Annotated in this window: 24 protein-coding genes and 3 tRNA genes; 16 read left to right on the top strand and 11 right to left on the bottom strand. The window is 73.5% G+C overall.

What is annotated here, in order from left to right; translation table 11 throughout:
- The first annotated feature begins 1 nt into the window (after position 1).
- Positions 2-1000 carry a trypsin-like serine peptidase gene (locus ACQP17_RS11585; protein WP_433856199.1) on the top strand — a complete coding sequence of 333 codons (999 nt, stop codon included), beginning with the start codon at positions 2-4 and terminating at the stop codon, positions 998-1000.
- 86 nt (positions 1001-1086) lie between these two features.
- Here the strand turns inward: ACQP17_RS11585 and ACQP17_RS11580 are convergent, their stop codons facing one another.
- Positions 1087-1788: a SanA/YdcF family protein gene (locus ACQP17_RS11580; protein ID WP_433856198.1), complete on the bottom strand. Its 702-nt coding sequence runs from the start codon at positions 1786-1788 to the stop codon at positions 1087-1089.
- 150 nt (positions 1789-1938) lie between these two features.
- Between ACQP17_RS11580 and ACQP17_RS11575 the strand changes: the two genes are divergently transcribed.
- From ACQP17_RS11575 to ACQP17_RS11540, 8 genes are all read left to right on the top strand, one after another.
- Complete coding sequence (locus ACQP17_RS11575) at positions 1939-2433, top strand: gamma-glutamylcyclotransferase family protein (RefSeq protein WP_433856197.1); 495 nt, start codon at positions 1939-1941, stop codon at positions 2431-2433.
- A gap of 99 nt (positions 2434-2532) precedes the next feature.
- Positions 2533-3546, top strand: coding sequence for an adenosine deaminase (locus tag ACQP17_RS11570; protein WP_433856196.1), 1014 nt, complete (start codon positions 2533-2535; stop codon positions 3544-3546).
- Positions 3547-3676: 130 nt separating this feature from the next.
- Entirely contained in the window at positions 3677-4591 is a 915-nt protein-coding gene (locus ACQP17_RS11565) for a sirohydrochlorin chelatase (protein ID WP_433856195.1), read from the top strand.
- Positions 4588-5901, top strand: coding sequence for a deoxyguanosinetriphosphate triphosphohydrolase (locus ACQP17_RS11560; RefSeq protein ID WP_433856194.1), 1314 nt, complete (start codon positions 4588-4590; stop codon positions 5899-5901). Before ACQP17_RS11565 ends, ACQP17_RS11560 begins: the two co-directional genes overlap by 4 nt.
- A gap of 251 nt (positions 5902-6152) precedes the next feature.
- A complete protein-coding gene (locus ACQP17_RS11555) occupies positions 6153-7439 on the top strand; it encodes an NAD(P)/FAD-dependent oxidoreductase (protein ID WP_433856193.1) in 1287 nt (428 codons plus the stop codon).
- 9 nt (positions 7440-7448) lie between these two features.
- Positions 7449-8468 carry a threo-3-hydroxy-L-aspartate ammonia-lyase gene (locus ACQP17_RS11550; RefSeq protein ID WP_433856192.1) on the top strand — a complete coding sequence of 340 codons (1020 nt, stop codon included), beginning with the start codon at positions 7449-7451 and terminating at the stop codon, positions 8466-8468.
- Positions 8469-8541: 73 nt separating this feature from the next.
- Positions 8542-10458 carry a DNA primase gene (gene dnaG, locus ACQP17_RS11545; RefSeq protein WP_433856191.1) on the top strand — a complete coding sequence of 639 codons (1917 nt, stop codon included), beginning with the start codon at positions 8542-8544 and terminating at the stop codon, positions 10456-10458.
- A gap of 128 nt (positions 10459-10586) precedes the next feature.
- Entirely contained in the window at positions 10587-11810 is a 1224-nt protein-coding gene (locus ACQP17_RS11540) for a sigma-70 family RNA polymerase sigma factor (RefSeq protein ID WP_433856190.1), read from the top strand.
- Between the two features lie 34 nt (positions 11811-11844).
- On the opposite strand, the gene ACQP17_RS11535 is transcribed toward ACQP17_RS11540, so the two are convergent.
- The gene (locus ACQP17_RS11535) at positions 11845-13326 is read right to left on the bottom strand and encodes an FGGY family carbohydrate kinase (RefSeq protein WP_433856189.1); all 1482 of its coding nucleotides are present in this window, start codon (positions 13324-13326) and stop codon (positions 11845-11847) included.
- Positions 13327-13428: 102 nt separating this feature from the next.
- Positions 13429-13728, bottom strand: coding sequence for a YtxH domain-containing protein (locus ACQP17_RS11530; RefSeq protein ID WP_364881007.1), 300 nt, complete (start codon positions 13726-13728; stop codon positions 13429-13431).
- A 221-nt stretch (positions 13729-13949) separates the two neighbouring features.
- On the opposite strand from ACQP17_RS11530, the gene ACQP17_RS11525 reads away from it, so the two are divergent.
- The 3 genes from ACQP17_RS11525 (at position 13950) to ACQP17_RS11515 (ending at position 14353) form a co-directional block, all read left to right on the top strand.
- Positions 13950-14022 (top strand) — tRNA-Asn (locus ACQP17_RS11525).
- Between the two features lie 5 nt (positions 14023-14027).
- Positions 14028-14100: transfer RNA gene (locus ACQP17_RS11520), tRNA-Asn, on the top strand.
- Between the two features lie 179 nt (positions 14101-14279).
- Positions 14280-14353: transfer RNA gene (locus tag ACQP17_RS11515), tRNA-Ile, on the top strand.
- Between the two features lie 467 nt (positions 14354-14820).
- Here ACQP17_RS11515 and ACQP17_RS11510 read toward each other — a convergent pair.
- From ACQP17_RS11510 to ACQP17_RS11495, 4 genes are all read right to left on the bottom strand, one after another.
- Positions 14821-16149 carry an FG-GAP repeat domain-containing protein gene (locus tag ACQP17_RS11510; RefSeq protein ID WP_433856188.1) on the bottom strand — a complete coding sequence of 443 codons (1329 nt, stop codon included), beginning with the start codon at positions 16147-16149 and terminating at the stop codon, positions 14821-14823.
- A 167-nt stretch (positions 16150-16316) separates the two neighbouring features.
- Positions 16317-17297 (bottom strand): hypothetical protein, encoded by a 981-nt coding sequence (locus ACQP17_RS11505; protein ID WP_433856187.1) that lies wholly within the window; start codon positions 17295-17297, stop codon positions 16317-16319.
- Between the two features lie 128 nt (positions 17298-17425).
- Positions 17426-17962, bottom strand: a complete 537-nt coding sequence (locus ACQP17_RS11500) for an RICIN domain-containing protein (RefSeq protein ID WP_433856186.1) — start codon at positions 17960-17962, stop codon at positions 17426-17428.
- A gap of 133 nt (positions 17963-18095) precedes the next feature.
- Entirely contained in the window at positions 18096-18971 is an 876-nt protein-coding gene (locus ACQP17_RS11495; RefSeq protein WP_433856185.1) for a glycosyltransferase family 2 protein, read from the bottom strand.
- A gap of 220 nt (positions 18972-19191) precedes the next feature.
- Between ACQP17_RS11495 and ACQP17_RS11490 the strand changes: the two genes are divergently transcribed.
- The 3 genes from ACQP17_RS11490 to ACQP17_RS11480 all read left to right on the top strand — a co-directional run bounded on the left by ACQP17_RS11490 (position 19192) and on the right by ACQP17_RS11480 (position 20887).
- Positions 19192-19554, top strand: coding sequence for a cupin domain-containing protein (locus ACQP17_RS11490; protein ID WP_433856184.1), 363 nt, complete (start codon positions 19192-19194; stop codon positions 19552-19554).
- Between the two features lie 332 nt (positions 19555-19886).
- Positions 19887-20294, top strand: coding sequence for a thioredoxin (gene trxA, locus ACQP17_RS11485; RefSeq protein WP_433856183.1), 408 nt, complete (start codon positions 19887-19889; stop codon positions 20292-20294).
- Positions 20291-20887: a histidine phosphatase family protein gene (locus ACQP17_RS11480; RefSeq protein ID WP_433856182.1), complete on the top strand. Its 597-nt coding sequence runs from the start codon at positions 20291-20293 to the stop codon at positions 20885-20887. Before trxA ends, ACQP17_RS11480 begins: the two co-directional genes overlap by 4 nt.
- Positions 20888-20926: 39 nt before the next feature.
- Here ACQP17_RS11480 and ACQP17_RS11475 read toward each other — a convergent pair whose 3' ends face one another.
- From ACQP17_RS11475 to ACQP17_RS11460, 4 genes are all read right to left on the bottom strand, one after another.
- A complete protein-coding gene (locus ACQP17_RS11475; protein ID WP_433859888.1) occupies positions 20927-22111 on the bottom strand; it encodes an RNA polymerase sigma factor in 1185 nt (394 codons plus the stop codon).
- Between the two features lie 8 nt (positions 22112-22119).
- Positions 22120-22527 carry a YciI family protein gene (locus ACQP17_RS11470; protein ID WP_249637589.1) on the bottom strand — a complete coding sequence of 136 codons (408 nt, stop codon included), beginning with the start codon at positions 22525-22527 and terminating at the stop codon, positions 22120-22122.
- 158 nt (positions 22528-22685) lie between these two features.
- A complete protein-coding gene (locus tag ACQP17_RS11465; RefSeq protein WP_433856181.1) occupies positions 22686-23717 on the bottom strand; it encodes a rod shape-determining protein in 1032 nt (343 codons plus the stop codon).
- Positions 23718-23903: 186 nt separating this feature from the next.
- Complete coding sequence (locus ACQP17_RS11460) at positions 23904-24527, bottom strand: hypothetical protein (RefSeq protein ID WP_433856180.1); 624 nt, start codon at positions 24525-24527, stop codon at positions 23904-23906.
- Between the two features lie 101 nt (positions 24528-24628).
- Between ACQP17_RS11460 and ACQP17_RS11455 the strand changes: the two genes are divergently transcribed.
- Positions 24629-25315, top strand: a complete 687-nt coding sequence (locus ACQP17_RS11455; RefSeq protein ID WP_433856179.1) for a hypothetical protein — start codon at positions 24629-24631, stop codon at positions 25313-25315.
- Positions 25316-25325: the final 10 nt, after the last annotated feature.

Raw genomic sequence — 25325 nt, 5'->3', positions numbered from 1 at the left:
CGTGCAGCACGACCACACGGGGAACCACCGGATGACCCGAGCCGAGCAGCGACGCCGCAACCGCCGCTGGCGCAGGGGCGCCACGGCCGCCGTCGGCCTCGCGGTGTGTCTGGCCACCGCGCCCTTCGGACACGCCGTCGACGGCACCCGGCAGCAGGCGCCGGAGGCCAAGCACCCCGCCACCGGAGCCAACTGGACCAGCCGGGACGCCGCCGCCTACTGGACGGCGGAGCGGATGGCGGCCGCCGCGCCCACCGGGCCCCACGCCCGTACCTCCGCCCTGGCCGCCGAGTCCGCCCCGGCCGCCTCCCGACGCGCCGCCACCGCGCGGCACTTCGACGGCATCCCGTCCATCGGCGTGCTGTTCTCCGTCGACGGGGACGCCCGCGCCCACCACTGCACCGCCAGCGTGGTGCACAGCCCGCACGGCAATCTGATCCTCACCGCCGGGCACTGCCATCCGGGCACCCGCGCCGCTTTCGTCCCGCAGTATCGTTCCGGCGCGACCACCCAGCCCTACGGCGTGTGGGCGATAGACGACACCTTCGCCTACCCGGGCCGCGGGACCACCGGCGACGGCGCGGACCTCGACTTCGCCTTCGCCACCGTCGCCCCCGACGACGACGGCCGCCGCGTCGAGGACGTCACCGGCGGCAACGTCCTGACCCCGACGCCCGGTTACCGCAACGACGTGACCGTCATCGGCTATCCCAACGTCCGCAACGACCCCCAGGACCGGGCCGTGCGCTGCGCCACCCGCACCACCCGGCTGGGCGGCACCCGCCAACTGCGCATGAACTGCGGCGGGTTCTACGGCGGCACCTCCGGCAGTCCCTGGCTGAGCGACTACGACGAGGACAGCCGCACCGGCCGGGTCATCGGCCTGATCGGCGGGCTCAACGGCGGCGGCCCCAAGGGCCCGGACAACGACCGGACCAGCTACAGCCCGTACTTCGGGACGAAGATCCTGAGCCTCTACGCCCGGGCGACGAAGGGCTGAGCCAGGGGCCGTCGGGTGGATCCGGCCGGGCTCGCGGGGTCCGGCCCGGTCCACCCGGCATGCCCAGGGGTGACGGAGGCGCCGCGCTACCGCAGCGCCTCCGTCACCCCCTTCTCGTGCGGCCCCAGGAAGTGCGGGTCGGGTCGCCACAGCGCCTCCGCCGAGGCCTTCCCGGCCGCGAAGATCTCCCGGACACCGCCGTACGCCCAGGTCACATCGTGCTTCGCGGCGACGGCGACGCCGTAGGAGTCGACCCCGGCCGCGCCGCACAGCGCCAGCGCCCGCCGGATGTGGAAACCCTGGCTGACCAGCACCGCGCGGTGCACACCGAAGATCCGGCGGGCCCGGCTGCAGGAGTCCCAGGTGTCGAAGCCCGCATAGTCGCTGACGATCCGGCGGGCCGGGACGCCGTGCCGCAGCAGATAGCCGCGCATCGCGTCCGGCTCGTCGTAGCCGCGCCGGCTGTTGTCGCCGGTGACCAGCACCGCGCGGACCTTCCCCCGCTCGTACAGCTCGGCGGCCGCGTCCAGCCGGTGCGCGAGATACGGCGAGGGCGCGCCCTTCCACAGGCCCGCGCCGAAGACGAGGGCGACCGGGGCGGCGGGCGCGTCCGCCACCGTGCGCACCCGTGGCCCCGCGGTCGCGTTCATCCAGGTCGCCGGCGCCAGCGCCAGTACCGTCAGCGCCACCACGGCCTGGAACACCCGGCGTTGGCCCCGCCGGGTCCGCGGCGGCCGCAGCCGCCGTACCGCCTGCCGTATCCGCCCTGCCGGCTCCGGTTCCCGCATCTGCGCCCGTCCTGTCCCGCGTTGTCGCCCGCGTCGTGTTCGTGCCCGTTCGTGATCCCGCAGGCTGCGACGCCGGGGGACGCGTCGCCGGTTGCACCGGCGGCCTGGCATCGTGGCCGGGGGAGACCGCGTCCCGGAGAGGAGAGCCCCATGACCACCGAGCCCGAGCGGCTGCCGTTCTTCGTCTACGGAACGCTGCGCCCCGGCGAGGCCAACCACGCCCGGACCCTGCGCGGCCGCACCGCCGCCGAGGAACCGGCCCACATCCGCGGCGCGCTGCTCTACGACGGCCCCGGATACCCGTACGCGACGGCCGGGCCCGCCGACGCGGTGGTGCACGGCGATCTGGTCCGGCCGCGCGACGGCGAGTACGACGAGGTGCGCGCGGTGCTGGACCGGCTGGAGGGACATGTCCCCGGCGCCCCGGGAAACCTCTACGAGCGGGTGCGCACCGACGCGGTGCTGGCCGACGGCCGCACCGTCCGCGCCTGGGTCTACCTCGCCGCCGCCCCGCTCGCCGCCCGGCTGCGCGCCACCGCCGCCCCGCTCACCGGCGGCGAGTGGCACGGCGGCACCCGGGCGGAACACCGGCCGACGCCGCCCGGGCCGGGGCGCCGCCACGGCCACCCGCCGCACCCCGGCTAACCTGGACGACTCCTCCCCGGCGGAGGCCCCCCCGTCCGGTTTCCCGCAGTTCCCGCAGTTCCCCGACTCTTCCCGTACCGCAGAACAGGTGTGACCCGCGTGCCTTCCTCCCCGTCCGCTCCCGCCCCCGCGCCGCTGCCCAAGGCGGAGCTGCATCTGCACATCGAGGGCACCCTGGAGCCCGAACTCGCCTTCGCGCTCGCCCGGCGCAACGGCATCGAACTGCCCTACGCCGACGAGGACGCGCTGCGCCGCGCCTACTCCTTCGCCGACCTCCAGTCCTTCCTGAACCTCTACTACGCGCTGATGGCCGTGCTGCGCACCGAGGACGACTTCGCCGACCTCGCGCACGCCTACCTGGCCCGCGCGAAGGAGCAGGGCGTACGGCACGCCGAGATCTTCTTCGACCCGCAGGCGCACACCGCCCGCGGCGTGGCGATCGGCACCGTCATCGACGGCCTGGCCCGCGCGCTCGACGGCGCCGAGGAGGCCTACGGCATCAGCACCCGCCTGATCATGTGCTTCCTGCGCGACGAGAGCGCCGAGTCGGCCCTGGCGACCTTCGAGGCGGCCCGCCCGCACCTGCACCGCCTCACCGCCGTCGGCCTGGACTCCGCCGAGGTCGGGCACCCGCCGTCGAAGTTCCGGGAGGTCTTCGCGCTTGCGCGGGAGGCCGGGCTCAAGTGCGTGGCGCACGCGGGGGAGGAAGGGCCCCCGGCGTACGTGTGGGAGGCCCTGGACGTCCTCGGCGTGGACCGGATCGACCACGGGGTGCGCTGCATGGAGGACGAGCGGCTGGTGGCGCGCCTGGTGGCGGACCAGGTGCCGCTGACCGTCTGTCCGCTGTCCAACGTCCGGCTGCGGGTCATCGACGACCTCGCCGACCACCCGCTGCCCGCGATGCTCGACGCCGGGCTGCTGGTGACCGTCAACTCCGACGACCCGTCCTACTTCGGCGGCTACGCGGAGGACAACTTCCGCGCCGTGCGCGACGCCCTCGGCCTCGACCAGGAGACCCTGCGCACCCTGGCCCGCAACTCCTTCCGCGCCGCCTTCCTCGACGAGACGGCCCGCGCGCGGCACCTGCGCGAGGTGGACGCGCACCAGGCGTAGCGGGTCGGCGGGGCCCGGGCGGCGGCCGGGGCGCGGACCCCGGCCGCCGAGCCGCCCGTGACAGCCCGACGGAACACGAACGTCGCGGCCGGGAAACGGGACCGCAACGCCCCGCTGCCACGCTCCCTTCATGACGGCGCCGATACCGCACCCCGCCTCCCGCCCCGCCCCCACCGCGCCCCTGGGCACGGGGGACCTGGCCGCCGAGATCACCGCGCAGCTCAGCCGGCGGCTCCACGGGGTCCGGCTGCACGGGCTGCGCCCCTCGCGGCCGCCCGTCCCCACCCTCGTCGCGGTCGCCCACGGCAGCCGCGACCCCCGCGCCCTGCCCGCCGTCCGGGCACTGCTGGCCCGGGTCCGCGCCCTGCGCCCCGGACTGCCCGTACGGCTCGGGCACATCGAGCTGAACCGGCCGCTGCTCACCGACACCCTCGCCGAGCTGCGGGGCGAGGCCGTCCTCGTCCCGCTGCTCTTCGGCCGCGGGTACCACGTCACCCGCGACCTGCCCGCCGCGCTGGCGGACGCACCCCGTCTGACCGGCCGGATCGCCACCCCCCTCGGGCCGCACCCGCTCCTCGCCGAGGCGCTCCACGGCCGCCTCCTGGAAGCCGGCTTCCCTCCGGAGCCCGGCCCGCGCACCGCCGTGGTCCTGGCCGCCGCCGGCTCCCGGTCCCCGCGATCCGCCCGCGACACCGCGCGCACCGCCCGGCTGCTCTCGGCCCGGCTCGGCGGTCTCCCCGTGCGGCCCGCCGCCGCCCACGCCGCGCCCTCCGCCGGCACCGCGCCCGGAGCCCTGCCCGCCGTCGCCGACGCGGTCCGGGAGCTGACCGCCAACGGCCACGCCCCCGTCGCCGTGGCCGGCTGCTTCACCGCCCCCGGCCGCTTCGCCACGCACGCCGCCGAGGCCGCCCCCGGCATCGCCGCGGCCCCCCTGGCGGACCACCCCGCACTGGCCCGCCTCGTGCTGCACCGCTACGACCAGGTGCTGCTCGCACCCACCGGATGCGACGACGAGAGCACCGGGGCGGCTACCGTCGCGGTATGACGGGCACACGACCGACCATCCCCGGCTACACCTCGGCCGACATCGAGCGCTGGGTCACCGAGCCCGACAAACGGCCCGGGCGCACCGCCTTCCAGCGCGACCGCGCACGGGTCCTGCACTCCGCCGCGCTGCGCCGGCTGGCCGGCAAGACCCAGGTCGTCACCCCCGGCGGACACACCCACGCCTGGGACGCCAGCCCGCGCACCCGGCTGACCCACTCCCTGGAGTGCGCCCAGGTCGGCCGGGAACTCGGCGCCGCCCTCGGCTGCGACCCCGACCTCGTCGAGACCGCCTGTCTGGCGCACGACCTCGGCCACCCGCCCTTCGGCCACAACGGCGAGCAGATCCTCAACGAAGTCGCCGCGCCCTGCGGCGGCTTCGAGGGCAACGCCCAGTCACTGCGGCTGCTGGCGCGCCTGGAGCCCAAACGCTTCGTGCCCGCCGAGGACGGCACGGCGGTCAGCGTCGGGCTGAACCTCAGCCGTGCCGCCCTCGACGCGGCCACCAAGTACCCCTGGACGCGCGGCACCCACCCCAGCGACCCCGCCTCCCCGAAGTTCGGGGTCTACGCCGACGACCTGCCCGTCTTCGCGTGGTTCCGGCAGGGCGCGCTCGACGGGGCACAGAGCTTCGAGGCACAGGTCATGGACTGGTCCGACGACGTGGCCTACTCCGTGCACGACGTCGAGGACGGCCTGCACGCCGGACATCTGGACCCCAACCTCCTGCTCGCGGACGCCGAACGCGCCGAGATCTTCGCCGTCGCCGGTGAGCGCTACGCGTCCGGCGCCGGCCCCGCGGAGCTGGCCGCCGCGCTGGATCGCCTGCTGGAACAGGAGTGGTGGCCGCACGGCTACGACGGCTCCGCGCTCGCCCAGGCCCGCCTCAAGGACGCCACCAGCCAGCTGATCGGCCGCTTCTGCCTCGCCGCCGAGACCGCCACCCGGGCCCAGTGGGGGAGCGGACGGCTCACCCGCTACGGGGCCGAGCTGGTGGTTCCGGACGAAACCCGGCTCGAATGCGCCGTTTTGAAAGCCGTCGCCGACCGGTACGTCATGCAGCGCCCCGACCAGGAAGTGCTCCGCGCCGACCAGCGCGTCGTCCTCGGCGAACTGGCCGAGGCACTGCTCGCCCGGGCCCCCGACGGCCTTGATCCACAGTTCCGTTCGCTGTTCGACTCGGCCCCCGACGACACCGCGCGGATGCGTGCCGTCATCGACCAGATCGCGGCCCTGACCGACACCTCGGCCCGCTCCCTGCACGCCCGTCTCACCCGGCCGCCCGGTCACCGAGGGGCGAACCGGGGGTGACCCTGGGGGAAAGCCCCTCTTCCCCCCTCACGCTCCGTGCGGGACGCTCGAACCCGGCCGTTCTCGAACGGGGCACCTTGACCACAGCGCACAGCGAAACCGGGCCACGGCACCACGCAACACCCCGATCGGCGGCGAACGGGAACCCCGGCGGCGCCCAGCACATCAACGGGGGAGAGGGATCGGGGGGACACCGGGGGCGTTCACGGACGCGGACGCGGACGTACGGCACCGCAACGAGGAGGAAGCAAGTGGTCGACGCACACCAGACGTTCGTCATCGTCGGGGGTGGCCTGGCCGGAGCGAAGGCCGCGGAGACGCTCCGCTCGGAGGGTTTCACCGGCCGGGTGATCCTGATCTGTGACGAGCGCGACCACCCGTACGAGCGCCCCCCGCTCTCCAAGGGGTACCTGCTCGGCAAGGAGGAGCGCGACAGCGTCTTCGTCCACGAACCCGCCTGGTACGCCCGGGCCCAGATCGAACTCCACCTGGGCCAGCCCGCCGTCCATCTGGACCCCGAGGCCAAGGCCGTCCGCCTCGGCGACGGCACCCTGATCGTCTACGACCGGCTGCTGCTGGCCACCGGCGCCGAGCCCCGCCGCCTGGACATCCCCGGCACCGGCCTGGCCGGCGTGCACCACCTGCGCCGCCTCGCGCACGCCGAACGGCTGCGCGGCGTGCTGGCCTCGCTCGGCCGGGACAACGGCCATCTGGTGATCGCCGGCGCCGGCTGGATCGGCCTGGAGGTCGCCGCCGCCGCCCGCTCCTACGGCGCCGAGGTGACCGTCGTCGAGGCCGCCCCCACCCCGCTGCACGGCGTCCTGGGGCCCGAACTCGGCGGCGTGTTCACCGATCTGCACCGCGCCCACGGCGTCCGCTTCCACTTCGGCGCCAAGCTGACCGAGATCGTCGGACAGGACGGCATGGTGCTCGCGGTCCGCACCGACGACGGCGAGGAACACCCCGCGCACGACGTGCTCGCCGCGATCGGCGCCGCCCCGCGCACCGCGCTCGCCGAACAGGCCGGCCTCGACCTCGTCGACCGCACGGGCACCAGCGGCGGCGGCATCGCGGTGGACTCCTCGCTCCGCACCTCCGACCCGTACGTCTACGCCGCCGGCGACGTCGCCGCCGCCCCCCTCACCCTCTCGGGCACCACCCCCGCGGACACCCGCCTGCGGGTCGAACACTGGGCCAACGCCCTCAACGGCGGCCCGGCCGCCGCCCGCGCCATGCTCGGCCAGGACGTCCGCCACGACCGCGTCCCGTACTTCTTCTCCGACCAGTACGACGTCGCCATGGAGTACACCGGCCACGCCCCGCCCGGCTCGTACGCCCAGGTCGTCTGCCGCGGGGACGTCGCCAGGCGCGAGTTCACCGCCTTCTGGCTCGACGGCGACGGGCGGCTGCTCGCCGGGATGAACGTCAACGTCCCGGACGTCGCCGGCACCCTCGGGCAACTGATCCGCGCCGGTACACCGTTGGAGTCCGGCGCGCTCGCCGATCCGGACGTGCCGCTGACCGCGCTGCTCCCGTAGCGTGCGGCCATGACAGCGAGCCCCGACGGTCCCCCCGGCCCCGGCAGCACCGGCGTCCCGGACGTCGTCACCTTCGACGACGTCCGGGACGCCGCCCGGCGGCTGGCGGGCGTGGCCCACCGCACGCCCGTGCTGCGCTCCCGCACCCTCGACGCACTCGCCGGCGCCGAGGTCCACCTCAAGTGCGAGAACTTCCAGCGGGTCGGCGCCTTCAAGTTCCGCGGCGCCTACAACGCCCTGTCCCGGCTGTCCGCGCAGCAACTCGCCCGCGGGGTCGCCGCCTACTCCTCCGGCAACCACGCCCAGGCCGTCGCGCTGGCCGCCCGGGAGCTGGGCAGCCACGCGGTCATCGTGATGCCCGAGGACGCCCCGGCGTCGAAGGTGGCCGCCACCGCCGGCTACGGCGCCGAGATCGTCCGCTACGACCGCTACACGGGCGACCGCACCGCCCTGGGCCGCCGGCTCGCCGAGGAACGCGGCCTGACCCTGATCCCGCCGTACGACCATCCGCACGTCATCGCCGGGCAGGGCACCGCCGCCCTGGAGCTGATCGAGGAGACCGGCCCGCTGGACGCGCTGCTCGCGCCGGTCGGCGGCGGCGGGCTGATGGCCGGCTCGGCCCTGGCCGCCACCGCGCTGGCCCCCGGCATCCGCATGATCGGCGTGGAGCCGGCGGCCGGCGACGACACCCGGCGCTCACTGGCCGCCGGCCACCCCGTCACCATCCCCGTCCCGCACACCATCGCCGACGGCCAGGCCGTCGAGCGGCCCGGCGAGCTGACCTTCGCCGTCAACCGGCGGCTGCTCGACTCGGTCGTCCTGGTCAGCGACGACGAGATCCGCGCGGCCATGAAGCTGGCCTTCGAACGCCTGAAGATCGTCACCGAGCCCAGCGGCGCCACCGCCCTGGCCGCCCTGCTCGCCGGCCGCGTCGAGGCCCCCGGGCGGTCCGCCCCGCCGCGCCGCGTCGGCGTGATCATCTCCGGCGGCAACATCGGTCTGGAGCGGTTCCTGGAGCTCATGGGGTGAGGCGGACGCCGCCGGCGGCCGCCGCGGGGGGCGGGCGGCCCGGAGTGTCCGACCCCGGCCGTAGAATTCACGCGTGGCAGGCAGGATCAACGATGACGATGTGAAGGCGGTACGGGACGCGGTCCCGATCGACGCCGTCGTGTCCGAATACCTCCAGCTCCGCAACGCCGGCGGCGGCAACCTCAAGGGCCTGTGCCCCTTCCACGACGAGAAGTCCCCGTCCTTCCACGTCAGCCCGGCCAAGGGCCTGTACCACTGCTTCGGCTGCCAGGAGGGCGGCGACACCGTCGACTTCATCATGAAGATCGACCACCTCTCCTTCGCCGAGACCATCGAGCGGCTCGCCTCCCAGGCCGGCATCACCCTGCGCTACGAGGAGGGCGGCTACACCCCCGGCCGCCAGCAGGGCGAGCGCACCCGCCTGGTCGAGGCCCACAAGGTCGCCGCACAGTTCTACGCCGAGCAGCTGGACGGCGCCGAGGCCGAGATCGCCCGTAAGTTCCTCGCCGAGCGCGGCTTCGACCAGTCCGCCGCCCAGCACTTCGGCCTCGGCTACAGCCCGGCCGGCTGGGACCACCTCACCCGCTTCCTGCGCGGCCGCGGCTTCAGCGACCAGGAGCTGGTCCTCTCGGGCCTGTCCCAGGAGGGCCGCCGCGGACCCATCGACCGCTTCCGCGGCCGCCTGATGTGGCCGATCCGCGACATCGCCGGCGAGGTCGTCGGCTTCGGCGCCCGCAAGCTCCGCGAGGACGACAACGGCCCCAAGTACCTCAACACCCCCGAGACCCCCCTCTACCGCAAGTCCCATGTCCTCTACGGCATCGACCTCGCCAAGAAGGAGATCGCCAAGACCAGCCGCGCGGTCGTCGTCGAGGGCTACACCGACGTCATGGCCTGCCATCTCTCCGGCATCACCACCGCCATCGCCACCTGCGGCACGTCCTTCGGCGAGGGCCACATCAAGATCCTCCGCCGGCTGCTGATGGACCACTCCGGCTCCGAGGTCGTCTTCACCTTCGACGGGGACGCCGCGGGCCAGAAGGCCGCCCTGCGCGCCTTCGAGGACGACCAGAAGTTCGCCGCCGAGACCTCCATCGCCATCACCCCCGGCGGCATGGACCCCTGTGACCTGCGGCTGGCCAAGGGCGACCAGGCCGTCGCCGACCTCGTCGAGTCCCGCACCCCGCTCTTCGAGTTCGCGCTGCGCCATGTGGCGTCCCGGCACAACCTCGACACCACCGTCGGCCGCGCCGCCGCCCTCGACGAGGCCGCCCCCATCGTCGCCCGCATCAAGAACAGCTCCATCCAGCACGAATCCGCCGTCCAGCTCGCCGGCATGCTCGGCATCCTCGACACCCAGTTCGTCGTCCGCCGGGTCAGCCAGCTCGCCCGCTGGGCCCGCGAACGCGGCCGTGACGGCGGCCCCGACCAGGCCCGCCCGCAGCAGCGCCGCGGCCGGGCCGCGCCCGCCGAGCCGGCCCGCCCCGCCGCCCCGCGCGGCCCGGCGCTCAACCTCCGCAGCCCCGCCCGCCGCGTCGAGCGAGAACTCCTCAAACTCGCGCTGCAACGCCCCGACCTGGTCTCCCCGGCCTTCGACGCCTACGGAGCCGACGAGTTCACCGCCCCGCCCTACGCCGTCGTCCGCCAGTGCATCGAGGACGCCGGCGGCACCACGGCCGGCGCCGCCGACCAGTCCTACGTCCCCCGGGTCCGCGAGGCCGCCCCCGACGACACCGTCCGCGCCATGGTCACCGAGCTCGCCGTCGAACCCCTGCTGACCCGCCGGGACCCCGACGAGGCCTACGCCGGCGTCCAGTTGGCCACCGTCCGCATCGCCGCCGTCGACGCCCGGATCGCCGATCTGGAGGGCGCCGCCCGCCGCTGCGAGGCCCAGGGCGACCACGCGGGCTCCGCCGCGATGCTCCAGGAGCTGTGGGTCCTCCAGCAGTACGGCAAGACCCTGCGGGAGCGCGGCGCCGCCGCCCTGTAGCCCCGGGATCCGGGCCCCCGGACCCCGCCGCACACACCCCGCCGTAGCCGTCCGGTCACGGAACGGACTCAAAAAGTGCTCGCACGCCCCTCGTGGCAGGCGCGTGTCGTACTCCACACTGAGGAGCGGTGCCTGAGTCCTCGGAGCGCGGCGGGCCCGGACGCACCCCACCCGAAACCCCCGCGGAACCGCTCTCGACGTACGGGACGGACGGCGGCCCGGCCGCCACCGTGCCCGACCTTTCTGCCGCCTCAGCAGCGATCACCCTGGAGGTCGCCCCCGTGCAGAGCCAGACCCTCGCCGACGCGCAGGCCGCCGAAGAACCGGTCAAGGATCAGGCCGCGCAGCCGCCCACCGTGCCGCAGCAGGCCGAACCCCCCGCCGCCGAGATGATCGTCGAGGAGATCATCCCCGAGCCGGCGCCGCGCACCGAGGCGGGCAGCCCCTCCTCCGACCTCTTCCGCCAGTACCTCCGCGAGATCGGCCGGATCCCGCTGCTCACCGCCGCCGAGGAGGTCGAACTCGCCCGCCGCGTCGAGGCCGGCCTCTTCGCCGAGGAGAAGCTCACCACCACCCCCGACCTCTCCTCCCGGCTCGCCGTCGACCTCGACCGGCTGGTGGTCCGGGGCCGGATGGCCAAGCGCCGCCTGATCGAGGCCAACCTGCGCCTGGTGGTCTCCGTCGCCAAGCGCTACGTCGGCCGCGGGCTGACCATGCTCGACCTCGTCCAGGAAGGCAACCTCGGACTGATCCGCGCCGTCGAGAAGTTCGACTACGCCCGCGGCTACAAGTTCTCCACGTACGCCACCTGGTGGATCCGCCAGGCGATGTCCCGCGCCCTGGCCGACCAGGCCCGCACCATCCGCGTCCCGGTCCACGTCGTCGAACTGATCAACCGCGTCGTCCGGGTCCAGCGCCGGATGCTCCAGGAACGCGGCTACGAGCCCACCCCCGAGGAGGTCGCCGCGCATCTGGACCTGACCGGGGAGCGCGTCAGCGAGGTCCTCCGGCTGGCCCAGGAGCCGGTCTCGCTGCACGCCCCCGTCGGCGAGGAGGAGGACGTCGCCCTCGGCGACCTCATCGAGGACGGCGATGCCGCCTCACCCGTCGAATCCGCCGCTTTCCTGCTGCTGCGCGAGCACCTCGACGCGGTCCTGTCCACCCTCGGCGAGCGGGAGCGCAAGGTCGTCCAGCTCCGCTACGGCCTCGCCGACGGACGCCCCCGCACCCTGGAGGAGATCGGCCGGATCTTCGGCGTCACCCGCGAACGCATACGGCAGATCGAGTCCAAGACGCTGAACAAACTCCGCGACCACGCCTTCGCCGACCAGCTCCGCGGCTACCTGGACTGACCCCGCGACGCACGGGCCGGCACCCGCGCCGGCCTCACGCCTCCCGCTGGAACGCCCCCGGATAGGCCTCGTCCCGCACCGCCATGTACTGCTGGCGCACGGCCCGGCCCACCGGCAGGTCCTCACCCGGCTCGAAGAACTGGCTCGCCGCGGCCGGCCACTGCGGAGGATCGATCCAGGGCGCCCCGCCGCCCGGCCCGGCCTCCGCACCCGGCGCCGGGGCGAGCGTGCCGTGCGCCACCCCCCAGGCCCAGGCCGCCTGCCGCGCCGCACCCAGCGCCGCGTAGTCACCCGGCTGCGGCACCACCACCGGCACCCCGAACAGCCCCGGGGCCGCCGCCTGCACCGCACCCAGATCCGCCGCCGCACCCAGCAGGAACACCCGGCGCACCGTCACCCCGCGCCCCCGCAGCACGTCCAGCGCGTCCGCGAGCCCGCAGAGCATGCCCTCCACGGCCGCCCGCGCCAGATGCTCCGGTTTCATGCTCTCCCGCCGCATGCCGTGCAACGACCCCGCGGTGTGCGGCAGATGCGGCGTCCGTTCACCCTCCAGATACGGCAGCAGCACCATGCCGTACGCGCCCGGCGACGACTTCAGCGCCAGCTCGGACAGCCCTTCCAGGTCCGTGCCCAGCAGCTCTGCCGCACCGCGCAGCACCCGCACCGCGTTGCTGGTGTGCACCACCGGTAGATGCCGCCCGGTCGCGTCCGCGAAGGAGGTGATCGTCCCCGTCGGGTCGGCCAGCGCCTCGTGATGGATCCCGAACACCGACCCCGAGGCGCCCAGCGACACCACGGCGTCGCCCTCCCCGACGCCCAGCCCGAAGGCCGCCGCCATCGTCTCGCCCGTACCGGCCGAGATCAGCAGCCCCTCGGGGGTGAACCCGGCCGTCCCCGACGGGCTCAGCACCTCCGGCAGCCGCACCTGATGGCCCAGCGCCAGCTCCACCAGATCCGGCCGGTAGGTCGCGGTCGCCGTCGACCAGAACCCGGTCGCCGAGGCCCCGCCACGGTCCGTGGTACGCCGGGCGGGACGCCCCAGCAGCTGCCACGCCAGCCAGTCCTGCGGCTGCATGATCTCCGCGATCCGCGCCGCGTGCGCCGGCTCCGTACGCGCCAGCCAGCGCATCTTCGTCACCGGATGGGTCGCCTGCGGCACCGCCCCGACGGCCTGCGCCCAGGCGCTGCGCCCGCCCAGCGAGTCGATCAGATCCGCCGCCGCGCTCTGCGCCCGCTTGTCGTTGCCCACCAGCGCGGGCCGCACGAGGTTGCCCTCGACGTCCAGCGGCACCAGGCCGTGCGGCTGCGCCGAGACACCGATGGCCTGCACCCCTTCGAGCAGCCCGTTGCCGGCCGCCTCGCCCAGGGAAACCAGCCACGCCTGCGGATCGACCTCGGGCCCCTTCTCGACAGGGTGCGGCGCATAGCCCTGCCTGATCACGGCACCCGTGTCCGCATCGCAGACCACGATCCGTGTGCTTTCGGACGAACTGTCCAATCCGGCGACTATCCCCATGGCTTTAGATGATGCCGCATGTGACGGATAAGGAAAGAGCCAGGGTTTTCCCGGCCGGGTACGGCCCGCGGCCGGCCCGGCCGGGCTCCGCCTCCGGCCGGCTCAGGTATTGCTCGTGCCCCAGTCGTCCTGGTCGGAGCCGCGCTGCTCGCGCAGCCCGCGGACCCGGTCGCTGACGGCCTGCGGCATCCGCTCCCCGACCTTGGCCGACACCGTCCCGAAGGCCTTCGATGCCGCGTCCCGCCCGGTCAGCGCCGCAGACTCGGCGGTGTTGCGGACCGCCGGATTCTGGGTGACACGCTGGGCGGCCTTGCGGAGCTGCTCATACCGTTCCCGGCCGGCTCGTGCGCCGAGCACGTACCCGGTGGCCAGACCCGCGATGAACGTGAGCCGGTAGCGCATGGCTCCACCTTTCCCTCTCGTCGGTCCCGTCCGGTGCCGGTACGCACCGGAGTGCCGGGCTGTGCCGCGCGCCTACCCTCCGGGGCCGGAGATCACCCGAGGTGACCTCCGGAGATACCGATTGGCGGAGCACCCCCCTGCTTGCGCTAATGTATGTGTCGCAGCGAGCGCGCGCCGTCCGGTTCCCCCGGACAGCGGCGCATTCGAGGCACACAGAGCAATCCCCTGTAGCTCAATTGGCAGAGCAGCCGGCTGTTAACCGGCAGGTTACTGGTTCGAGTCCAGTCGGGGGAGCTCGGTCCCCTGTAGCTCAATTGGCAGAGCATTCGGCTGTTAACCGGAGGGTTACTGGTTCGAGTCCAGTCGGGGGAGCAGAGAGAATGAGGACCCCGCGAGGGGTCCTTTTTCTTGTGCCATGGAACCGAACCCCCGGCGATCGCGGTCCTCTTGGACGTGCGTGGTCGCCGGACGGCAGCCCTCACGGGCAGCAGATCGTATGAGCGGCTATGCTGCGGCAGACGGCGCGCACAAATGTGCGCGACGCGCCGTGGGGGGCGGTAGCTCAGCCGGTTAGAGCAGCGGACTCATAATCCGTCGGCCGTGGGTTCGAGTCCCACCCGCCCCACTACAACTGAATCGCCGTGACCTGCGGAAAGATCGCCATCAGGCTAGCGCCGGCGAGGCCGTCGCCGCGCCGTCGCCACACCGAGGCCCGCAGGCTCACCCTTATGGCGTCCCTCAAGACCTCTGAGGCGAAGCCCGGAGACCGTTTCCGCGTCGTGGTGTGGCGCGCAGGGGGTTCCCGTACGGGGGACCGGCAGCGCGAACTTTGACGAGCTCAACCCGGCTGAACGCGTCCGCGACTTGGTCAACGGTCACGGACGGCAATGGTCGCCCGGGTGGGTAGAAGAAAAGGGTTCGTTGACCCGGACGAGTACCCCGCGCCGGACGCGGAGAAGTTCCCGGCCCACGCCTACGCCTACGTGAGGCTGTTGTCCGACGGGCCGATATCGGAGATGAGCACGGCACGGCCAGGTCGTCGTTGTGCGCCGAGCCCCTTCAGGGCTGCGGCCTGGGTCACCAACCAGCTGTCTAAGAAACTTGGTTCTTGCCGGGGGTGAGCGGGAAGGACGCCTCGTCGCGGTCCGTGCCGTCGGTGATCCACCATCGGTCCCCGCCGAGGAGTGCCAGTTCTGCGCGGCCGTCGCCGTCCCAGTCGCGGGTGTCGAAGAGCACGCCGTCGCTGGAGCCGTCGTCACCCCGCACGGAGCGCTTGGTGGCGCGCCAGGGCTTCGACCCGAGCCCGTGCGCAGAGCCGCCCCGCAACACCTCTATTCGTGCGTCCCCCGTCTCCTTCTTCTTGGTGAGCTGGACGGCCAGGTCGTCGCAGCCATCGCCGTTGAAGTCTGCGGCGGCGAGCTTGCTGCCGAAGCCCTCCTTGAAGTCGCCGCCTTCCATGGTGACCCACTTCCCCGGCTCCTTCCCGTAGCGGACGCTGACCTGTCCGCGCCGGTCAGGCGTGTCGTTCTCGTCGTCGCTGTCGACGAAGCTCCGGCCGACGGCGACGTCCTGCCGACCGTCGCCGTCGAAGTCGCCGAAGACGACGTTCTCGCCCTCCGGCAGCCGCTCGGGCTCCTTGCTCAGGCCGCCGGTGAACAGCAGGGGCGGATCCCACGGGGAGTCGTAGAGCGCGAGATCGGTGGCGCGGTCGTCGTTCGCGTCCCCGGCGACCAGCACGGGTGTCGCGCCCTTGTGGACCGGGCTGGGGATCTTCACGGTCCGGGTGGGGGCGCCCGAGCGCTTGAACGGGCCCTGGAGGAGGACCAGTTCGCCCTGCTCCTCGCCCGAGTCCTTGAAGACCGCGAGGTCGGTGTGGCCGTCCCCGTCGAAGTCGCCGGCGATCGGCGCGGTGTGGTAGCCGCTGCCGGGCAGCGGGACGCGCCCGTGCGGCCCGTCGGCCCGCGGGCCCTTGGGGCCTCCCCACAGGATCTGGGCTGCGCTGCTGACGACGAGGTCGGCGTGGCCGTCCTCATCCAGGTCGGCGACCGTGGGCCGAAACGGGTCGTCGCCCACCTGGATGTCGTCCGGCACACCGAGGTCGTCCTGGGTGAGGACGGTCGTGCGGTCGTGGTCCGGACCGCGCTCGGAGCCGGGCACGACGACCACGTCGACCTTCAACGACCGGGAGATCTCGTGCACCAGATCGACGAAGCCGTCCCCGTCGAGGTCGGGGGTCGCGGGCGGGTCCTCAGAAGCGGAATCGACCGGTCGGCAGGGACTGCCGGGTACCGGGCGCACGCCGTCGTCGGACGGGAGAGGGACGAGGAACGCCACCACCGCCACCACGACGAGAGAGGCCACCACGGCGTGCCACACGCGCAGGTGGCGGAAGAACGGACCGCCTGCCGTCGGAAAGCGCATCAGCCCACTTCACAGGCGTGGACGCGGGCCGCACAAGGAAGTGGATCATTCTGTTACGGGGGTGATGCACGACGGCCCCGGCCCCTGTTGCGCTTGGCCCACCGGCCGGGGCGGGCAGGGACGGCCGCGTCCGTGGGGGCGCGGCCGTCGTCGCTCTTCGGGCGGGGTCAGCGGGCGGCGGGGAATGCCATCAGCCAGGTGCCGTCGTCCTGTTCGGTGGCGTCGGCGTAGCCGCAGTCGTCGGTCTGTGCGGCGGTGCCCGGGTAGGCCACCTTGATGTCGACCTTCGGGAAGTCCTCGATGAACGCGGCCACCGCCGCCCGGCCGTCCTCGGCGGGCCCCCGCTCGCAGTCGAGCCGGACGGTGCCCTTGATGTTCCCGATCCACTGCCGGAACGCCTGCGGCCGCATCACCTGACCGGGCGTCATCTTGGTGCTGATGCCCCGTGCGATGTCGTCCATGACGGCGGCCACCTCGTCCAGCGGGGCCGCGGCGGCCTTCGGCGCCGGGTACAGATACGAGGTGTGGGGCTGCTGGTCGATCCCGCTGACGGTGCCGGCGAACGACTGGCCGCCCGGACCGGCGACCTTGACGTCGTACGTCCCGGTGGCAGCGGCCACCGGCCTGCCCGGGTGGACCTTGGCCCACAGCTCGTCCGCGCGCTGCGTGGCGTCACCGATGCCGTACATCCCGAACAGGCCCTCACCGGCCGGGATCAGAGCCGCCGAGCCGCCGCCGCGCAACGCGTTGCGGTAGCGGACTTCCAGGGTCAGGGTCGGGAAGTCCCGGCGGAAGTCCTTGAGCACCGACCGGCAGGAGTGGCACGGGCCCATGTCGGAGTACAGGACCACCGTGCCCCTGCGGACCGCGCCGATGCGCGAGGTGTACTGGGCGGTGCTCCGGCAGCCCAGGTGGCTGTAGATCGCGTCGGCGAGGAGGTTCACCGCCTGCCGTTCGGCGTCCGTCCGGTGCTGGATGCCCCTGAGCGCGCCGGTCCAGTCCTTCGGTTCGGCCAGGTCCTTGTAGTAGTTGCCTCCGCGCAGCTCCTGGTGCGAGGCGCTGCGGATCTGTCCTTTGAGGTCCGCGTGTCCGATGAAGGCGATCGCGTACATCAGGGTCGCGTTGTTGATGAATGCGGCGGTGGTCATGCTGCGTTCCCCCACTCCGTCGTGGGATACGGCGCGACCGACCGCCCCACACGGCCGATTCCCCGCCGTACCCCCGCACCCCTACTGTGGCGCGCGACGGTAAACGAACGCTCAACATGTCTGCGGTTCTACACGAAGGTGTAGCGCCACGCCTGGCTGGAGGCGCCGGTGCACGGCATGAGCCCCACCTCACGCCGGTTCCCGTCGGGACGGCCGAGGTCCTCCAGGCACTTGCCGCTCACCAGGTGCCGCAGCATCACCACGTGGTCGTGGATGGTGTCCATGCGCCACTGCTGCGCCATGCTGTTGTTGCAGGTCCACTGCTGGACACCCGCGCCGTCGTACGTGCCGTCACGCGGTTCGACGCACTTGTACGAGCGGCGGGTGTAGAAGGCCGTGCCGCCCACGTCGTTCGAGCCGACGCCGAAGACCTGGTTCTGCCCGTCCTTGCACTTGAACTGCTGCACGACCGCGGCCTCGTCGTAGGACTCGTCGCGCACATCCAGGCACTTCTCCGTCCCCAGGTTCTTGAAGCGGGCGGTCAGCAACGACTGCGTGCCGGCGGGAGCGGCCTGTGCGACGCCGGCCGCACCACCCGTACCCATGAGGCCGACGCACATGAAGGCGCACAACAGGACGACGCTGCGGAAGCGGCGCGTGGACATAGGTGGTCCCCCTGATCGCGAGGCGGAAAGCGAACGACCGCTGATGCGCCGCCATCAGACCGGAGGCTGCGCCCACTCCGTGATACGGGAATCGGACATTCCCCGTGGAACGCGACAGCCCGCCCGTCGGCCGTCAGATGACCGGGGGCCGGCCCCGTCTCGTCATGCGCCACACGGTGCACCAGCGCAGGGGGCGGCGGCGTCCGCAGGGGGTGCGTACCCCCTCGGCGAAACCGGCTGCCCAGGCGCGCAGGCCCGCGGCCGAGGGGCTGCGGACGGCCGTCAGGAGTGCCCATACGCCGAGGTAGACGGGGACCAGGACCGCGGGGAGGTGGCGTTTGGCCAGCCAGACGCGGTTGCGGGCGACCATCCGGTGGTAGACGGCGTGCCGGGTGGGGGAGGTGAAGGGGTGCTGGAGGACGAGTTCGGGGGCGTAGCGGATGTCCCAGCCGTCGTCCAGGGCCCGCCAGGCGAGGTCGGTTTCCTCGTGGGCGTAGAAGAACTCCTCGGGCCAGCCGCCGATTCTGTCCAGCATGGGGACCGACAGGGAGTGCCCGCCGCCGAGGAAGGTGGTGACCAGTCCCCCGCGCGCCGGGTCGCCGACCCGCAGGCGGGGGACGTGCCGGCGCTGGGTGCGGCCCCGTTCGTCGGCGATGCGGAAGCTCACGATCCCCAACCTCGGCTCGCGGGCGTGCAGTTCGGCCAGCCGGCTGAAGACGTCGTTGCTGATCAGCAGGCCGTCGTCGTCCAGGTCGACCACCAGGTCGAGGTCCCCGAGCTTGCGCAGCTCGTCCAGGGCGACGTTGCGGCCGCCGGAGACGCCGAGGTTGTCGGTCAGCTCGACGCCCAGCGCGCCGTGCGGCAGCGGGGGGAGCGGCGAGCCGTTTCCGATGACCACGACATGCGCCGGCGGAAGGTCCTGCTTGGCGACCGAATCCAGCAGGGCCTGCAGCTCGGCGGGGCGGTTCCCCATGGTCAAGATGGCGACGCCTACGCGCAGATGACGCACAGAAGAATGCTCCGTTCTTGGCGGTCCTCTCGGGATGCTAGCCGCCGGAAGAGGCCCTCGCGTGCCACGGCACCCCTGCGGCGACATCCCGGCCGGGCGGCTCCGGCGGGGCGGCCGCACCGGTGGCCGGGCGCGCGGTCGCGGCGCACCATGGAAGGACCGGATGGAAGGGCCAGGGGGCAGATACGGAGGACCAGGGGGGTGGCAGGAGGAAGCCCTCATGATGGAAGTCAAAACAATCGACAAGCCGGATGAACGGCGCGACTTTCCCCGGGGTCACCTCGAAGCCCTGCACCTCACCGGACTGGACTTCGCCGTGGCCACCTTCGAGCCCGGTTGGCGCTGGTCGGAGTCGGTGGGCCCGATCGCCGGGACCGACAGCTGCGAGATCCACCACAACTGCTTCATGGTGCAGGGCCGGATGCGGATCCGGATGAACGACGGCGCGGAGTCCGAAATGGGCCCCGGCGACGTGTTCGTCTGCTCGCCCGGTCATGACGCCTGGGTGGTGGGGGACGAGCAGGTCGTCGTGTACGACTTCGCGGGCGCCATGGCGACCGGGTACGCGAAGGCGAAGGGATAGCCGGCCGCGCCCTGTGGGGCGTGGGAGCTGAAGGGGGACATGCGTGGCCGGGGCGTGGTGGCGAGGGGGTGGGCGCCGGGCTCCGGCCGCGCCGTATCCCGCTCCGATGCGCCCCGGCCGCTGCGGAAGGGGCGTCGTGGGCGCCGTCGGCCCGGGCGAGAGGGCGGCGCGTGGGCGTGGCGAGCCCCACGTCGATCGGGATGTCTAGGAACGTGATCGGTGGGCAGGGGTGCGGGACGGTCCGGCGTGCGGAATACGTCACGGGTTGTTCCCGTTACCGCAGCCGGAGACCGACTGACAATCGTCGACAGACCGGAAGCAGGGACATACGCATGAGCACCATCGAGCTCACCAAGGACAACTTCGACGAGATCGTCTCCGGCAACGATTTCGTCCTGATCGACTTCTGGGCCGAGTGGTGCGGGCCGTGCAAGCAGTTCGGCCCGGTGTTCGAGAAGTCGTCGGAGACGCACGAGGACCTCGTCTTCGCCAAGGTCGACACGGAGGCGCAGCCCGAGCTGGCACAGGCCCTCCAGATCCAGTCGATCCCGACCGTGATGATCGTCCGGGAGAACATCGCCGTCTTCGCCCAGCCGGGCGCGCTGCCCGCGGAGGCCCTGGAGGACGTCATCGGCCAGGCCCGCGCGCTGGACATGGACGAGGTCCGGGCGTCGGTCAGCGATGCCCAGCAGGCCGAGCAGGCGCAGGGCGAACAGGGCCAGCAGGCGCAGAGCTCGTGAGCGACCTTCTTCTGGTCCGGCACGGCGAGACCGAGTGGAGCAGGGACGGCCGGCACACCAGCTGGACCGACCTGCCGCTGACCGTGGACGGCGAGGAGCAGGCCCGCGCACTGCGGCCGCTGCTGTCGGGCCGGAAGATCGGGCCGGTGTACGCCAGCCCGATGCGGCGGGCGCTGCGCACCGCCGAGCTGGCGGGCCTGGCCCGTCCGCAGATCGACGCCGACCTGCGGGAATGGGACTACGGCGGCTACGAGGGCGTCACCACCGCCGAGATCCACCGCGGCCGGCCCGGCTGGTATCTGTTCTCCGACGGTGTCGCCGAGGGCCCCGAGGCGCACCCGGGGGAGTCGCCCGAGCAGGTGGGGGCGCGCGCCGACCGGGTGCTGGCGCGGATCGCGCCACAGCTCGCGGCGGACGAGGGCGATGTGGCGCTGGTGGCGCATGCGCACTTCCTGCGGGTGCTGGCCGCCCGCCGCCTCGGCCTGCCCGCCGCCGCCGGCGGACTCTTCACCTTCGAGACCGGGGCGGTATGCGTCCTGGGCACCGAGCACGACCGCCCCGCGGTGGTGGCCTGGAACGCCCGGAGTCTGTGAGCGCCGGGACGCGCTGCGGGGCCGGTCCGCTCGGACCCCTCAGCAGCCCTTCCCGGCGTTGAGCCGGGCGGCCTGGCGGGTCAGATAGTCGCGTTCGGCGAGGTTGGGGGCCTTGCGGGCGGCCTCGGTGTAGAGCCGTGCGGCCGTCACCGGGTCGCCGTCACGTTCGTGGAGGTAGGCCGCCACCGCCGTGTGGCGGGGCAGCGAGTCGTGCAGGGACGCGAGCGCCGCCAGGCCGGCGCGCGGCCCGTCGGCCTCGCCGACCGCCACGGCGCGGTTGAGCCGGACGACCGGGTTGTCGGTCAGGCGCACCAGCTCGTCGTACCACTCGACGATCTGCACCCAGTCGGTCTCCGCGGCGGTGGGCGCGTCGGCGTGCAGGGCCGCGACGGCGGCCTGGGCCTGGAACTCGCCCAGCCGGTCCCGGGCGAGGGCCGCCCGCAAGATCGCGACGCCCTCGGCGATCGACCGGGTGTCCCACCGGCCGCGGTCCTGCGCGGCGAGCGGTACGAGGCTGCCGTCGGGCGCGGTGCGGCTGTCGCGCCGCGCGTGGTGGAGCAGCATGAGGGCGAGCAGCCCCGCCACCTCGGGGTGGTCGACCGCGGCCGCGAGCTGCCGGGTGAGCCGGATGGCCTCGGCGGCCAGGTCGACGTCGCCGGAGTAGCCCTCGTTGAAGACCAGGTAGAGGACGCGCAGCACGGTGGCGACGTCGCCGGGCCGGTCGAACCGGACGCCGGACACGGTGCGTTTGGCGCGGCTGATGCGCTGCGCCATGGTCGCCTCGGGCACCAGGTAGGCCCGGGCGATCTGGCGGGTGGTCAGCCCGCCGACGGCGCGCAGCGTGAGCGCCACCGCGGACGACGGTGTCAGCGACGGGTGGGCGCACAGGAAGTAGAGCTGGAGGGTGTCGTCCACCCCGGACGCGGGTCCGGGCGCCGGCTCCTCGTCGACGAGCTCCTCACGCCGGCGGCGGGCGCCGTCCGAGCGGGCCTGGTCGAGGAACCGGCGCCAGGCCACGGTGACCAGCCAGCCCTTCGGGTCCCGTAGGGGTTCTCCCGGGCCCGAACGCGGCGGAGAGCCCGGGGAAGGGCCGGTCGGCCAGACGCGGACCGCCTCGACCAGCGCGTCCTGCACGGCGTCCTCGGCCGCCGCGAAGTCGGCTCCGCGGCGGACGAGGACGGCGAGCACGCCGGGCGTGAGGCTCCGGAGCAGGGCCTCGTCCATCGGTGCGGTCACTCCGTGATGGTGGGCGGCGCGGTCAGGAACGGGCGCACCTCGAGCCACTCGTGGATCGGCTTCCCACCCGCCCCGGGGGCGGCCGACAGCTCACCGGCCAGTTCGACGGCGCGCTCGTGGGTGTCGACGTCGATCACCATCCAGCCGGCGATGAGGTCCTTGGTCTCCGCGAAGGGACCGTCGGTGACCGGCGGGCGTCCCTCGCCGTCGTACCGCACCCACGACCCCTCGGGGGCGAGCGCCTGGCCGTCGACGAACTCGCCGGTCTTTTCGAGCCGGGCCGCGAAGTCGTTCATGTACTGCACGTGCGCCGAGATCTCCTCCGGCGTCCAGCGGTCCATGGGGACGTCGTTGACCGCGGCCGGTGCGCCTCGGTAGTGCTTGAGCAGCAGGTACTTGGCCATCGTGCTTCTCCTCGGTGCCGGTACGACCCATTGTGGTCGCGTTCACCCCGGGGACGGAGCCGGACTCGGGTTCTCGACATCGCGGGCCGAAGCTTTTTCGGGCCGTGTGGAGGGCGGGCCACCGCCGCGCCCCGAGCGGGACGTGAAGACACCCCCTACTAGGGGGCCATCGGGTCGAGGTGGAGGGGCTGTACCTTGCCCTCGATCATGGCTCCCAGGCCCATGACGGCGCAGATGTCGGGGCGGTCCGCGGTGTGCACCGGCATGGTCGTGGCCTGGTGGATCATCGGCTCCAGACCGGGGATCAGCGCGCTGCCGCCGGCGAGCACGACGCCGCGTTCCCCGAGGTCGGCCACCAGGTCCGGCGGGCAGCGCCGCAGGACGGCCCCGATGGCGTCGAGGATCGTGGTCAGCGGGGTGGTGATGGCGTCCCGTACCCGCTCGGTGTCGACGTGCACGGAGCGCGCCATGCCGCTGATCAGGTCCCGGCCGTGCACCTCGGTGGAGCCGGGGGTGAGCCCGTCGCCCCCGGAGAGGACCATCTGCAGCGGGCGGACGGCCTGCCCCGCCAGCATCAGCTCGTGGTGCAGCCGCAGGTGCTGGATGACCGCGTGGTCGATGGCGTTGCCCCCCACCGGCACCGTCTCGGCGGCCACGATCGAACCGAGGGAGAGCACCGCGACCTGCGTGGTTCCCGCGCCGCAGACCATGATCATGGTGGCCTCGGGCTGCTCCACCGGCAGCCCCGTGCCCACCGCGGCCGCCACCAGCGTGTCGACCATCTCCACCCGCCGCGCGCCCAGCCCCGTCAGCGTCTCCACGGCGGCCCGCTGCGCCAATGGCTCGCTGCCGTGCGGCAGGCAGATCGCGGCCCGCGTCGAGGGACGCCGCCGCCAGGTCTTGCGCAGCTTGTCGCCGACGAGGGTGCGCAGCAGCCGCTGGGCCATGTCGATGTCGACGATGGTGCCGTTCGAGACCGGGCGCACCACCCGGATGTAGTCGGGGGTGCGGCCGTCCATCACCTCGGCCTGCGCCCCCACGGCCAGCAGCGCCCCGGTGCGGGTGTTGATCGCCGCCACGGTGGGTTCGTCCACGACCAGCCCCTGGTGCTTCACATACACCCTGGTCCGGGCGGCGCCGATGTCGATGGCGGCCGAGCAGCGGCGCAATTGGGCGAGGCTGATGTTCATGGGTGATTCCTCCCCGATGGGCCGGTGTGGGCGGAGCGCGCGGGCGGCCCGTTCGCCAGGAGCCGCTGTGCGCCATCCTCCGGGCGTGCGCGGCCGGCCGCCTGTCGGGAGGTCCGCTCGGGGGACGGGTACGGGGCGGTTGCGGCAGCGGAGTGAGGCGGCGCGGCGCGCGGCTCCGGCGGGCCCTCAGCCGGTCAGCCGCTGGTACAGACCCCAGGTGAATTCGGGGACGATCTCCTGCGGGATGCCGTCGGGTCCGGGCGCGGTACAGGCCAGGCGCCAGCGGGTGGGGGCGCTGCCTTCCCTCGGGCGGGCCGGGGCGAAGGCACGGGCGACCTCGTCGACCGTGCAGGACCAGGGCCGCAGATCCGCGGTCGTGTGCAGGTCAGGGGCGGTGGCGCCGGGCGCGCGGACCAGCCAGGCGTTCCAGACGGCGCCCTGGCCGCCGGTGAGGACCTCGAACCGCAGATCGGGCCAGAGCGGGACGGGCCAGGTCAGGGCCTCGCAGCTCAGATCGCCGATCCGGCGGGGCGCGACGGTCTCGGGGGTGCCGAGCAGCGCACGATAAGGCCGGATGCCGCCGGCCGCCCGTGGGGCGTGCATTCGCGCCTGCCAGCGGCGGTTGGCCTCGCGCAGGTCGGCGCGGGAGACCTCCAGGGTGCGCAGCGCGTCCTCGACCAGGTCCGGGTGGTGGTCGGCCATCCGGCGCAGCAGAACCAGCTGGAAGGCGACCGGGCCCGGCGGACCGGCGGCGCCCCGACCGGGAGCCGGGTCGTTGTCGGGGGTACGGGAGGGACTCATGAGGGACATGGTGGGGGACGGCGGGCGCCGGCGGCCTTCGGAAGTGCCCCGCCGGTCGCCCTCAACGCGCCCCGCCGGTATCCCGTCCCTGCCGTTCGATCAGCGTCGCCGTGCCGTCCAGGAGGCGCGCCGGCCCGAACTCGAAGAGCCCCATGGAGGCGGCGCTGTGGAACCTGCTGCCGACCCTCGCGGTGGGCGGGATGGCCCCGGCGGCCGTGACGCTCGCCCGGCGGATCGACCGGGCCCACGTCATCGCCCTGGGGTTCGCCGTCGCGGCCGTCGGCTTCGTCTGGCTGTCCTGGCTGGAGCCGGGCTCGGCGCTGTGGTTCGTGCTGCTCGGCGCGTCGGTCTACGCCTCGGGCCTGGTGATGGTGATGTCGCTCGGCAACGAAATGGCCATCGGCCTCGCACCGCCCGAGCGGGCCGGCTCCGCCTCGGCCGTATTGGAGTCCGGAACCGAACTGGGCGGCGCGCTCGGCATGGCCCTCCTGGGCAGCATCGGCAACGCCGTCTACCGGGGCGGCATCGGCGACGCACTGCCCGCCGGTCTTTCCCCGGCGGCATCCGGCGCGGCACGGGAGACGCCGGCCGGTGCCCTCGCGGTGGCCGCCGGTGCCCTCCGGTGGCCGCCGAACTCCCGGGCCCGGGCGGGCGATGCGCTGCTGAACGCCGCCCGGACGGCGTTCACCGACGGGCTGCGGGCTGCGGGCTGCGGTGCTGGTCGCCGCCGGCGTGATGGTCTGCGCCGTGGTGCCGGCGCTGACCCTGCTGCGGGGGCTCGGGGCGGCCGGAGTTGAGGGTGCGGCG

The sequence above is a fragment of the Streptomyces kronopolitis genome (assembly GCF_050953795.1).
In the GTDB taxonomy this organism is placed as follows: domain Bacteria; phylum Actinomycetota; class Actinomycetes; order Streptomycetales; family Streptomycetaceae; genus Streptomyces; species Streptomyces kronopolitis_A.
Note: the sequence above shows the minus strand (reverse complement) of the source record. Positions and strands in the feature narration are given on the sequence as shown.